Source organism: Niabella sp. ZPM-14 (assembly GCF_055693045.2).
The window spans coordinates 3582612-3593611 of sequence record NZ_CM181148.1 but is presented as its reverse complement, the minus strand read 5'-3'; the positions used below and the strand labels follow the sequence as shown (position 1 = coordinate 3593611).

Annotated in this window: 13 protein-coding genes, 1 tRNA gene and 1 pseudogene; 12 read left to right on the top strand and 3 right to left on the bottom strand. The window is 45.2% G+C overall.

Going from position 1 to position 11000, the window contains the following annotated elements; translation table 11 throughout:
• Window positions 1–231: 231 nt before the first annotated feature.
• The 3 genes from ACU37H_RS15310 to ACU37H_RS15300 all read right to left on the bottom strand — a co-directional run bounded on the left by ACU37H_RS15310 (window position 232) and on the right by ACU37H_RS15300 (window position 1886).
• A tRNA-Ser gene (locus ACU37H_RS15310) sits at window positions 232–318 on the bottom strand.
• 30 nt (window positions 319–348) lie between these two features.
• Complete coding sequence (locus ACU37H_RS15305) at window positions 349–1113, bottom strand: TatD family hydrolase (protein ID WP_472706133.1); 765 nt, start codon at window positions 1111–1113, stop codon at window positions 349–351.
• 161 nt (window positions 1114–1274) lie between these two features.
• Window positions 1275–1886 carry a polysaccharide deacetylase family protein gene (locus tag ACU37H_RS15300; protein WP_472706135.1) on the bottom strand — a complete coding sequence of 204 codons (612 nt, stop codon included), beginning with the start codon at window positions 1884–1886 and terminating at the stop codon, window positions 1275–1277.
• A 128-nt stretch (window positions 1887–2014) separates the two neighbouring features.
• Between ACU37H_RS15300 and ACU37H_RS15295 the strand changes: the two genes are divergently transcribed.
• From ACU37H_RS15295 to nuoF, 12 genes and pseudogenes are all read left to right on the top strand, one after another.
• Window positions 2015–2269, top strand: coding sequence for a hypothetical protein (locus ACU37H_RS15295; protein WP_472706137.1), 255 nt, complete (start codon window positions 2015–2017; stop codon window positions 2267–2269).
• A gap of 29 nt (window positions 2270–2298) precedes the next feature.
• The gene (locus ACU37H_RS15290; protein WP_472706139.1) at window positions 2299–3207 is read left to right on the top strand and encodes a PstS family phosphate ABC transporter substrate-binding protein; all 909 of its coding nucleotides are present in this window, start codon (window positions 2299–2301) and stop codon (window positions 3205–3207) included.
• Between the two features lie 50 nt (window positions 3208–3257).
• Window positions 3258–5075, top strand: a complete 1818-nt coding sequence (locus ACU37H_RS15285; RefSeq protein ID WP_494407562.1) for a tetratricopeptide repeat protein — start codon at window positions 3258–3260, stop codon at window positions 5073–5075.
• Between the two features lie 151 nt (window positions 5076–5226).
• Window positions 5227–5622, top strand: coding sequence for an NADH-quinone oxidoreductase subunit A (locus tag ACU37H_RS15280; RefSeq protein ID WP_472706143.1), 396 nt, complete (start codon window positions 5227–5229; stop codon window positions 5620–5622).
• Between the two features lie 95 nt (window positions 5623–5717).
• Window positions 5718–6299 (top strand): NADH-quinone oxidoreductase subunit B, encoded by a 582-nt coding sequence (locus tag ACU37H_RS15275; protein WP_472706145.1) that lies wholly within the window; start codon window positions 5718–5720, stop codon window positions 6297–6299.
• Between the two features lie 76 nt (window positions 6300–6375).
• Window positions 6376–6948: an NADH-quinone oxidoreductase subunit C gene (locus tag ACU37H_RS15270; protein WP_472706324.1), complete on the top strand. Its 573-nt coding sequence runs from the start codon at window positions 6376–6378 to the stop codon at window positions 6946–6948.
• 15 nt (window positions 6949–6963) lie between these two features.
• On the top strand, window positions 6964–7176 hold the full coding sequence (locus ACU37H_RS15265) for a DUF2683 family protein (protein WP_472706147.1): 213 nt from the start codon (window positions 6964–6966) through the stop codon (window positions 7174–7176).
• A pseudogene (locus ACU37H_RS15260) lies at window positions 7177–7443 on the top strand (Txe/YoeB family addiction module toxin).
• A 1-nt stretch (window position 7444) separates the two neighbouring features.
• A complete protein-coding gene (locus ACU37H_RS15255) occupies window positions 7445–8674 on the top strand; it encodes an NADH-quinone oxidoreductase subunit D (protein ID WP_472706148.1) in 1230 nt (409 codons plus the stop codon).
• Window positions 8675–8704: 30 nt separating this feature from the next.
• The gene (locus tag ACU37H_RS15250; protein ID WP_472706149.1) at window positions 8705–9193 is read left to right on the top strand and encodes an NADH-quinone oxidoreductase subunit NuoE family protein; all 489 of its coding nucleotides are present in this window, start codon (window positions 8705–8707) and stop codon (window positions 9191–9193) included.
• 151 nt (window positions 9194–9344) lie between these two features.
• The gene (locus ACU37H_RS15245; protein WP_472706326.1) at window positions 9345–9428 is read left to right on the top strand and encodes a DUF4160 domain-containing protein; all 84 of its coding nucleotides are present in this window, start codon (window positions 9345–9347) and stop codon (window positions 9426–9428) included.
• 199 nt (window positions 9429–9627) lie between these two features.
• Window positions 9628–10986, top strand: coding sequence for an NADH-quinone oxidoreductase subunit NuoF (nuoF, locus tag ACU37H_RS15240; protein WP_472706151.1), 1359 nt, complete (start codon window positions 9628–9630; stop codon window positions 10984–10986).
• Window positions 10987–11000: the final 14 nt, after the last annotated feature.

The following is an 11000-nucleotide window of genomic DNA, read 5'->3' as shown; positions in this document are numbered from 1 at the left end:
AGCTAGCAATAAGTCAAAAGTATGCAGATTTTAATTAAAAATTAAATTATATATAAAATAATTTTCGTTACCTCCACCAGCAGCATTACGCCGCGTTATTTCTCAACATGCCTTGTTTGGATATTCGTAGGTTATATTATATGCTTTTTACATCAGGACTTGAGAGTATTCTATAACTCTGTCGCTTATTTTTATTAAAAATAATGACCAATCCTAAAAACACAATTTCTGCGGAGACGGCGAGATTCGAACTCGCGATACGGTTGCCCGTATACACACTTTCCAGGCGTGCTCCTTCAACCACTCGGACACGTCTCCGTAAAGGGGGGCAAAAATACGTTTTCTAAACTACAATGCGAACAATTTTTTAGCATTATCTGTCGTGATCGCTGCTACTTCATCTACGGAAATCTGAAGCACTTCTGCCAGCTTGTTAGCAATAATGGGTATATAAGCCGGTTCGTTTCTTTTACCCCGGTAGGGAACCGGTGCGAGATAGGGAGCGTCCGTTTCCAGCACCACTTTTTCGAGCCCCACCTGCTGCAACACTTCGCCCAGCGTCGAGTTTTTAAAGGTCAATACGCCGCCGATGCCCAGGTAGAATCCCAGATCCATGATATCTGTAGCTTCTTCCACCGTTCCGCCAAAGCAATGAAAAACGCCGGTGAGACCGCGGTCTACCTTTTTTGAAACAGCTTCAATACATTCCCTTGTTGAATTCCGGCTGTGTATGACCACAGGCACGCCGTACTCGATGGCCCAATCCATTTGCTGATTGAAAGCAGCCAATTGCTGATCTTTGAAAGTGAGATCCCAGTAAAAATCCAGGCCCGTCTCCCCTATCGCCACAAACGGTCGCTTTTTCAGGTGCCCGGCAATGATGTCCAATTCTGACCGAAACCCGTCTGTAACCGAACATGGATGTAGTCCCATCATGCTCATACACTTTGTTGGCTGTTCCGTTTCCAGTGCCAGCATCTGGTCATGGGTGCCGGAGTCAATGGCCGGCATCAGGATCGTTTTCACCTGGGCGTCTGCCGCTTTTTGCAGCAGCGCGCCGTTTTCTTCCGAAAATTCCCTGGAATAAATATGAGCGTGTGTATCGATAAACATTTTCTACAACTATTGTCAATTATTTAGATAAAATCTAAAATATATTTTTTTTTTTGCAAGTCTGTGCAAAAAAAATTAACTTCATCGCAAGTTTTCATAGGGTACGGATTAAAAATCGGGCTCGGGTATTCACCCAGGCCCTTTTTATTTAACCGATTGTCTTATAATTCTTTAAAAACAAAAGAGCGCTGAGAAAAGTAGGAAAGCACTCTGGGCAGTGAATACGACAGGTTTTTGAACGCTTTCTGGCTATCATGAAAAACAATAATAGATCCTGCTCCGGCTTTTTTGATCACATTACTACTACACTTTTCCGGTGCCAGTTGTTGATCAAAGTCGCCGCTTAACACATCCCACATGATGATTTTAAATCCCTTACCCAACAACGAACGCCCCGCTTTGCGCGAAATGCGGCCATACGGTGGCCGGAATAATGGACCCGGGATATGCCGGGCTGCCCGCTCCACATTGTTAATATATTCGTCGTGGGGCACTTTCCAGCCGTTGAGATGGTCCTGGGTATGATTGCCGACGGCATGTCCCTCAAGGATGATCCGCTGAAAAAGTTCGGGATGGGCCTGTACGTTTTTACCGAGGCAAAAGAAAGTGGCTTTTGCCTCGAACTGCGCCAACTGTTCCAACACAAACGGAGTTGCCGTGGGGTGAGGCCCGTCATCAAACGTGAGATAAAGCTCTTTATTCCTGGTCTTTACATGCCAGTCATAGGAACTGAAAATGGACTTGACCCAGCCAGGTGTCTTGACAAAATACATGGGCGCCAAAGTTAGTATTTGTTTTGTTGCAGATTATTAACATTTATTACAGCGGCGCTGATATGGACTTTGAAACATTTTGCATCTAAAAAGAAAAGTTTTTTATCTTGCCGCAGTCAGATTATATAATGAGTCTTAAATCAAACGAAGAATACGAACAGCAGCGCAACCGGCAGGTCTCTAAAATGAGATCTGTATTGGATTATATCATGGGTACTTTGATCGTACTCATAGGGCTGTTTCTCGCTTTCAGGTTTCTGCTCGACATCAAATTGAATAAATTGTACCCGCCCGACATTTTTGATCATATCTACGGCGGTGTCGCCATACTTTATGGATCCTGGCGACTGTACCGGGCTTACAAAAAAAACTACTTTAAATAGGAGGGGCTTTGCAAAGGCGTAGCGTTTATATGTGGATACTTGTTCTGATGACTGGCTTTATAGCCTGCAAATCAGATAAGGAGCAGGCAAAAGAGTTGCCGGACACTCCTTCGCGTGGTACGATTACGATCAGCGTTGACGAGTCGTTCAAACCGATCATAGACGAACAGGTAAGGGTGTATGAATCCAATAATCCCGGCACCAAGATCAACGTGCAGTACAAACCCGAGGCAGATTGTATCAAAGACCTTTGGAACGACAGCGTCCGAATGGTCATTTCCACTGTGGTGTTGACCGATCCAGAAAAGGCAGCTGTCAGCGATTCGTTAAAAGTAATTGTGGACCAGCTGCCCGTGGCCCGCGATGCGATCGCGGTTATTGTGAACCCGGCGTCTCCGGATTCCCTGTTTGACATGACCGATATACGCGCGATCCTGGGGGGTACTTACAAAAGACCTTTGATACCGGTTTTTGATGGCGTGAAAGCAACCAGTACCGTGCGGTTTATCGTCGATTCCGTAATGAAAGGCGCCAGGCTGACGGGCAAGGCCGTAGCGGCCCGCACCAGTGATTCGGTAATTAATTACGTGGCCAAAAACCCTGATGCGGTTGGCTTTATCGGTGTGAGCTGGATCGGGAATCCCGACGATGATCAGCAATTGAGCTTCTTAAAAAAAGTTAAAATTTCTTATTTAAAAAGTACAGATAGCGCAGGAAAGTATATATTGCCGGTTCAGGCAAATTTATATGGGAAAAGATATCCAATCACGCGCGATTTAACGTATATATTAAAAGAAAAGTATCGCGGGTTGGGCACAGGTTTTGCTGAGTTCCTGCGTGGTGAAATAGGTCAGCTTATTTTTAAACGGGCCTATCTGATGCCGGGAAGACGGTATTTTATCGTGAGACCAATTCAACTCAAAGAAGATTCTATTTGATTAGAAAAAATTATATTTACAAATACTTAATTAAACAACTACAAACAAAAATGATGATGAAGAAAACAATCCATCTACTTGCGCTTGGAGTATTGTTGAACGCCGGAGTGTATGCACAGTCCGTAGAGGATGGTGTTAAAGCTTACTATAACGGCAACTATGCTTCAGCGGTGAGTATATTAGAAAAAAACGCCGATAAGCCGGAAGGTGCTTACTGGCTGGCCCAGTCTTATTTTGAAGACGGGAAATATGATTTGGCCAATCAAACGATTACAAAAGGATTGAGCGCAAATGCCAACAATCCCTATTTGCTCGCAGCAAAAGGACAAATGCAATTATTTGAAAAGAAAGGCACTGAGGCAAAGCAAAGTTTTGACGCAGCGATTGCAGCAGCCGGCAAAGACGATGAGGATAAAGCAAAAGTGCTGAATGCCGTGGGACGTGGTATTACCAGGTCATATAACAACATAGACAAAGTGGGTGATATCAAATTTGCAGTGGAAAAACTCACAGAAGCTAAGAACGTTGTAATGGGCATCAAAGAAAAGAAAAGAGATCCAAAATTGGTGGCCGACATTTATACCAACCTGGCCGATGCCTATCTGAAAGCATATCCCGGTCAAGGTAGTGCGCCTTTCACTTTTTATCAGGAAGCATTGACTGCAGATCCTAGCTTTTCGAGAGCTGAAGTGCGCAAATCAATGATCTTTAAGTCGCAAAACAACACCGAACTGTACTTGCAAACGCTGGAAAAAGCGGTAGCCGCTAATCCCGCAGAGGTAAAGGCACTAAGAGATTTGTTTGAGTACTATGCGTATACGGCTCAGGACGCTGCGAAAGCAAAACCTTATGGTGACAAGATCGTCGCTTTATTGCCTCCAAGTCCTAACAATGAGTACTTTAAAGCAGTGGGCTCTTATTATGCTAAAGACTACACCGGCGCAATTAATATCGGTAAAGATATTATCTCTAAAGCAGGTGCTCAGACAGATCCCAAGACGTATAAACTGATCGCATATGCACTGATCGCTAATAAGGATACAGCGGCCGCTATTCCCTTCGTAGAAGATTATTTTAAAAACGAAGTGAAAGAAGAAATAGTACCAAAGGATTATGCACTTAAAGCGCTGGCTTACTCTACCACGCCTGGTAAAGAGGCTGAAGTAGTACAGACGTACATGGACGCCGCCGCTGCCGATACCACTATCGCCGGTAAAGTGGATATCCTGGAGCAAGGAGCGAAAAATTTTGCCGCCAGCGGAAAAGGCGTTTTGGCAGGCGACCTGTATGCGAAGATCCTGGAACTGAAACCCGCTGACAAATTAACGATCAACGACTTCTTCAACGCTGGCTATACCGGTTATTACAAATCCGGCCAGTATGAAAAAGCCTGGAAAGTTTTTGATGCAGCGCGTACTAAATTCCCTAAATGGAATTATGGATATTATCTGGCTTACGGCAGCAGTCAAATTTTCGACTCTACCAATGCACAGAATATCATGATCCCTGACGGAGACAAATACATCGCTTACTTACAATCGCCCAATGACACATCTGCATTGGCAACAAAGAGAGCTGAGGTATTTAAAACCGCTACAGCGATGGCCATCTTCTTCATTAACAAGAAAGAAGACAAGGAAAACGGCCTGAAATATTTACATATTGCCTACAATAATGCAGATGACCCTACTGCAAAAGAGCAGGTGGCAGGATATATTAAGGCCATGGGCGGAACTCCGGGTGCTGAAAGCTATACCACTACAGGTGGCGGCGCAACTGCTACCGACAGCACAAAAACAGCTGCCCCACCGGCTGCTGATTCAACAAAAGCTTCGGCATCAGACTCCACCAAGGCAGTTCAGAAATAAACATTTACTTATTTTCATAGGAAAGCACCTCACGAATGTGGGGTGCTTTTTTTATTTCTTTCCCTTAATTGTCACAATATTATCATTAAAATATTCTAATCTCCAAGGTTAATTGACTCACCTGCCTTATTTTTGCTCATTAACAAAAGATATGGTTTACTTGCTTAAAACCGTTGTTACTGATAATACAGCGCAGTCTTTTTTACCGATCGGATTGCAATTGATCTTCGCTGCCGGTCTGATCATCACTCTCGTAATTGTCACTCACCTTCTGGGACCCAAGCGTAAGACAAAGGACAAACTGGAAAACTTTGCAAGCGGCATTGAGTCTCACGGAGATGCGCGCCAGCCTATGGCCATTAAGTATTTTCTCACGGCCATTTTGTTTGTTCTGTTTGATGTTGAAGTGATCTTCTTTTATCCTTACGCGGTAAACTTCAAAGACCTGGGTTGGAGCGGTTTCTACGCTGTATTAATGTTTGTGGCTTTCTTTTTATGCGGCTTTACCTACATTATTAAGAAAGGCGCTTTGAAATGGGAAGATTAATCGCCCTTTCCCGGAGGGAGATGGATTGATATTTTTTAACGTTAGTTTCATGGTAGGGGATGGAACAAAATAGCCCCTTATGGGGTTTGAGTTATATGAGACCAGTTTCTTACAATATAAAACAGAAGCCGCTCGAAGCAGACATCAGCATGGCGGAAATGCCGGCGGGTCACGAGGGGCAGGGATTTTTCGCGACAACGCTTGACAGTGTCATCGGATTGGCCAGGAAGAACTCGATCTGGCCCCTACCCTTTGCCACTTCCTGCTGCGGTATTGAATTCATGGCGACCATGGGCGCTACTTACGACCTGGCTCGTTTTGGAAGCGAGCGTGTGGGCTTTTCGCCCCGCCAGTGCGATCTTTTGATGGTTATGGGAACGATTGCGAAAAAGATGGGACCGGTAGTGAAGCAGGTATACCTGCAAATGGCAGAACCCCGTTGGGTGATTGCCGTCGGCGCCTGCGCCAGCAGCGGTGGTATTTTTGATACGTACAGCGTGTTGCAGGGCATCGACCAGGTGGTTCCTGTAGACGTATATGTGCCTGGCTGTCCTCCCCGCCCAGAGGCGATCCTCGACGGCGTTATGCGCATCCAGGACCTCATCGGGAAAGAAAGCCTGCGCAGACGGAACAGCGAGCAATATAAGGCGCTGCTAGAGAGCTACGGAATACAATAAAGCTTGCTTTGCTACATGCCGCCCTGCGGCAGCTTTGAAAACTATAAACATAAAAATTCCCCGCGGGGATTTGAATATGGCATTGACTACAGAACTTATACAGCAAAAACTTACTGATAAATTCGGCGACCAGGTATCGGCGTTCGAAGTGCAGTACAACATCCTGAGTTTTCATGCTGATAAAGAGATCAACCTGAAAGTGCTTAATTTTTTGAAAGAAGACGAGGAGCTGTCTTTCAACTTCCTGACCGATCTCTGCGGTGTTCACTATCCTGATCAAAAAGCCCGTGAACTGGCTGTTGTGTATCATCTTCATAATATCCGGGAGAATGTGCGGCTGCGGTTTAAAGTTTTCACCGATGTCCTGAAACCCGATGTCTACACGGCAACAGGTATTTACGCTTCCGCTAACTGGATGGAGCGGGAAACTTTCGATTTTTACGGTATCAATTTTATAGGACATCCCAACCTGATACGCATCTTGAACGTAGAAGAAATGGATTATTTCCCGATGCGCAAGGAATACCCGCTGGAAGATCAAAGCCGTACCGATAAAGACGATGAGATGTTTGGCCGCGGCGGTATGCTGGGATTCGGGACAGAAAAGACGATGCAGGGCACTATCGCGGAAGACGAAAAGGCTGACTAGTTAAAAAAGTAAAGTATGAACACGATTATAATTGAACATGCGGATAACAAAACCACTTCGTTGTTTAAGCAATTGGCAGAAGCACTGAAAGTGGAAGTTTCGATAAAAAAAGAAAAAGCCATAAAATATAATCCTGAGTTATTGAAGCGGATAAAAAAATTCGAGGAAGAAAAATCGGAATTTAAAACTGTTACCATTGATAAGTTAAAGCAAATGGTAAAGAATTAAATGTTCAAACTTCATTTCGATAGTGATGCCTGGCCGGACATTTTATGGCACTCGCAAAACGACATCAAATTATTGGTGAAGGTTATTGAACTGTTAGACAGCATTAAGGATCATCCTTTCTCTGGCATAGGAAAACCAGAGCCTTTGAAGGGAAATCTAAAAGGATATTGAAGTAGAAGAATAACGCAGGAACATCGGCTTGTTTATAAAATAAAAGAGAATACAATTTTTGTTTTTTTAGCAAAAGGCCATTATTTGGATAAGTAACATGTCAGATTTTAATCAAAATATAAACCTCCCGGCGGGTAGCATTGAAAAGCAAACTACCACGCTGAACCTGGGGCCTACGCACCCGGCGACACACGGAGTGTTCCAGAATATTATCGAGTTGGATGGTGAAAAGATCGTAGCCGCCGATTCCACTGTAGGATATATTCACCGGGCATTTGAAAAGATCGCTGAGCGCCGTCCCTTATATCAGATCACGCCACTTACGGACCGGTTGAACTATTGTTCGGCTCCGCTGAACAATATGGGCTGGCACCTCACCTGCGAAAAATTATTGGGTGTAAAAACCCCTAAGCGCGTAGATTATCTGCGCATTATTGTGATGGAACTGGCGCGTATTGCGGATCACCTGATCTGTAATTCGATCGTAGGTGTGGATAGCGGTGCCTACACCGGCTTCTTATACGTAATGCAGTACCGCGAGTTGATTTATGAGATCTACGAGGAAGTGTGCGGATCGCGGCTGACTACCAATATTGGTCGCATCGGTGGTTTTGAGCGTGACTTCAACAACATTGCATTTGAAAAAATAGAAAGGTTCCTGAAAGAATACCCGGAAGTACTGAAAGAGTTTGAAAACCTCTTTACCCGTAACCGGATCTTTATGGAACGCACGATTGGCGCGGGCCCTATTAATGCGGAACGTGCTTTGAACTACGGCTTTACCGGTCCTAACCTCAGGGCCGCAGGTGTGGATTATGATGTGCGCGTAACAGCGCCATACAGCAGTTATGAAGAGTTTGATTTTGATGTACCGGTAGGTTCTACCGGTGACTGCTATGACCGCTACCTCGTAAGAAACGGTGAGATGTGGCAAAGCCTCCGGATCATCGAGCAGGCCATGCAGAAGCTCAACAATCTGAAAGGAGAAGAAGCAACGGTATATCATGCGGATGTGCCGGAGTATTATCTCCCAAAGAAGAAGGACGTTTACACCAAAATGGAAGCGCTGATCTGGCACTTCAAGATCATCATGGGTGAAATAGACATGCCGAAAGGAGAAGTATATCACAGCATCGAGGCCGGGAACGGTGAGCTAGGTTATTATTTCATCAGCGATGGTGGCAGAACGCCTTACAGGCTTCACTTCAGACGTCCTTGTTTCATTTATTACCAGGCCTACGAGGAGCTGGTAAAAGGTGGCATGCTGAGCGATGCGATCATCGTAATGTCTTCCCTGAACCTGATTGCAGGCGAAATGGATGCGTAGGGATTCAAAATTTTAAAGTTTAGAATAACAATGGTACAACTCTCACAAGAGAATATCGAAAGGGTAGAAAAAATAATCGCACGGTACCCGGAAGGAAGGCAGAAAAGTGCCTTATTGCCGGTACTGCATGTGGCGCAGGAGCAATTCGGATGGTTGAGTGTGGAAACGATGGACTACGTGGCCTCCCTGCTCCGCATCGAGCCGATCGAGGTGTACGAAGTAGCTTCTTTCTACAGCATGTACAACCTGAAGCCTGTCGGTAAATATATGTTTGAGGTTTGCCAGACAGGCCCTTGTATGTTGAGAGGTTGTGATGATATCATTGAATATATCGGAGAAAAACTGAATATCAAACCCGGGGAAACCACAGAAGACGGGATGTTCACCTTGAAAACGGTAGAATGCCTGGGCGCCTGCGGTTACGCTCCGATGATGCAAATGGGCAAGTTTTACAAAGAGCATCTGACCAAAGAAAAAGTAGACGTTATTATTGAGGAGTGCCGGGCGAAGAATAATTAAAAATGCCTGCTACATCTGCAACGCGTTACACCTTTGGAAAATTTCAGGCTGGGTCTTCATTTTGAAGATGGTGTAGAAGGGATGGAGTGAAGATATAAAGATCGACTTGTTAAACTGTTATCTCGAATAGCAAGTCAAACTTTTGAAGAGTATGCCGGTCGTTAGTTCTTTTTATGGAATAATCATTTATTTCTATTTTAAGGATCACAATCCGCCGCATTTTCATGCTAAATAAAATGAAATCGAAGCGTTGATTGACATTAACAGTTTCGGAATAATTAGAGGATCTTTGCCGGGAAAGGCTTTAGCATTAGTAGTGAGCGGGCTTCACGGCATAAAGATGAGTTAATGCAGGATTGGGAATTGTTAAAAAACAATTTACAACCAGACAAAATTGAACGATTAAATAAAGCTTTTATCGAACCAAATATAAAATGGGTAGAAAACTATTATTAGAGAAAGTGCATGTCGAAGGCATCCGGTATTTCGATACCTATCGCCGGGAAGGAGGCTACCGCAGCGTCGAAAAAGCGCTCAAAACAATGGCTCCGGACGACGTCACCGAAGAAGTGAAGAAATCAGGGCTGCGCGGACGCGGAGGCGCAGGGTTTCCCACCGGTATGAAATGGAGCTTCCTGGCCAAACCGGAAGGCATTCCGCGCCACCTGGTGGTGAACGCAGATGAAAGCGAGCCCGGTACCTTTAAGGATCGTTACCTGATGGAATTTCTTCCCCACCTGTTGATAGAAGGGATCATCGTTTCATCCTATGCGCTTGGTAGCAATGTGTCTTTTATCTACATCCGCGGCGAATACGCGTGGATCGTTGACATCCTGGAACAAGCAATTCAGGAGGCTAAAAACAACGGTTTCCTGGGTAAAAATATTTTAGGTACCGGCTTCGATTGTGATATACACGTACAGCGCGGTGCAGGCGCCTATATTTGCGGCGAAGAGACCGCGTTGCTGGAGTCGTTGGAAGGTAAAAGAGGTAATCCGCGCATCAAACCTCCCTTCCCTGCCGTTAAGGGGGTTTGGGACCGGCCAACCGTGGTAAACAATGTGGAGAGCATTGCCGCGGTAGTGCCGATCATTAACGAAGGCGCTGAAGAATATGCTAAAATCGGGGTGGGTAAATCGACAGGAACAAAGTTGATCTCTGCCTGCGGTAACATCAATAAGCCAGGCGTGTATGAAATAGATATGACCATCTCCGTAGAGGAGTTTATCTATAGCGATGAATGGTGTGGCGGTATTGCCAATGGGAAAAGGCTGAAAGCCTGCATTCCCGGGGGTTCATCAGTTCCCATTTTGCCTGCCAACCTTTTGCTGAAAACCGCTAAAGGTGAGCAAAGAATGATGAATTATGAAAGCCTCTCTGATGGCGGCTTTCAGACCGGTTCCATGATGGGAAGTGGCGGTTTTATCGTGTTTGATGAAGATCAATGCGTAGTAAAACATACTTACACCCTGGCTAGATTTTATCGCCATGAGAGCTGCGGACAATGTTCGCCCTGCCGTGAAGGTACCGGCTGGATGGAGAAACTGTTGCTCCGATTAGAAAAAGGACAGGGAAAGATGAGCGATATTGATTTGTTGTGGGATATTCAAAGCAAAATCGAAGGAAACACGATTTGCCCGTTGGGTGATGCGGCCGCATGGCCTGTTGCTGCAGCAATTCGTCATTTCCGCGATGAGTTTGAATGGCATATTACAAACCCCGAAGAGGCGGTGATCCGGAACTTTGGTTTGGCGCATTATGCGGATGAACGGGAGGTGGCCGTTCCGGCGTAGCGTTGTCTCTCGCG

Coding starts and splice junctions, on each gene's coding strand:
- ACU37H_RS15290 (WP_472706139.1), top strand. CDS start 2,299: ATGTGGATACTTGTTCTGATGACTGGCTTTATAGCCTGCAAATCAGAT.
- ACU37H_RS15275 (WP_472706145.1), top strand. CDS start 5,718: ATGAGACCAGTTTCTTACAATATAAAACAGAAGCCGCTCGAAGCAGAC.
- ACU37H_RS15300 (WP_472706135.1), bottom strand. CDS start 1,886: ATGTATTTTGTCAAGACACCTGGCTGGGTCAAGTCCATTTTCAGTTCC.
- nuoF (WP_472706151.1), top strand. CDS start 9,628: ATGGGTAGAAAACTATTATTAGAGAAAGTGCATGTCGAAGGCATCCGG.
- ACU37H_RS15255 (WP_472706148.1), top strand. CDS start 7,445: ATGTCAGATTTTAATCAAAATATAAACCTCCCGGCGGGTAGCATTGAA.
- ACU37H_RS15270 (WP_472706324.1), top strand. CDS start 6,376: ATGGCATTGACTACAGAACTTATACAGCAAAAACTTACTGATAAATTC.
- ACU37H_RS15285 (WP_494407562.1), top strand. CDS start 3,258: ATGATGATGAAGAAAACAATCCATCTACTTGCGCTTGGAGTATTGTTG.
- ACU37H_RS15245 (WP_472706326.1), top strand. CDS start 9,345: ATGCCGGTCGTTAGTTCTTTTTATGGAATAATCATTTATTTCTATTTT.
- ACU37H_RS15250 (WP_472706149.1), top strand. CDS start 8,705: ATGGTACAACTCTCACAAGAGAATATCGAAAGGGTAGAAAAAATAATC.
- ACU37H_RS15295 (WP_472706137.1), top strand. CDS start 2,015: ATGAGTCTTAAATCAAACGAAGAATACGAACAGCAGCGCAACCGGCAG.
- ACU37H_RS15265 (WP_472706147.1), top strand. CDS start 6,964: ATGAACACGATTATAATTGAACATGCGGATAACAAAACCACTTCGTTG.
- ACU37H_RS15280 (WP_472706143.1), top strand. CDS start 5,227: ATGGTTTACTTGCTTAAAACCGTTGTTACTGATAATACAGCGCAGTCT.
- ACU37H_RS15305 (WP_472706133.1), bottom strand. CDS start 1,113: ATGTTTATCGATACACACGCTCATATTTATTCCAGGGAATTTTCGGAA.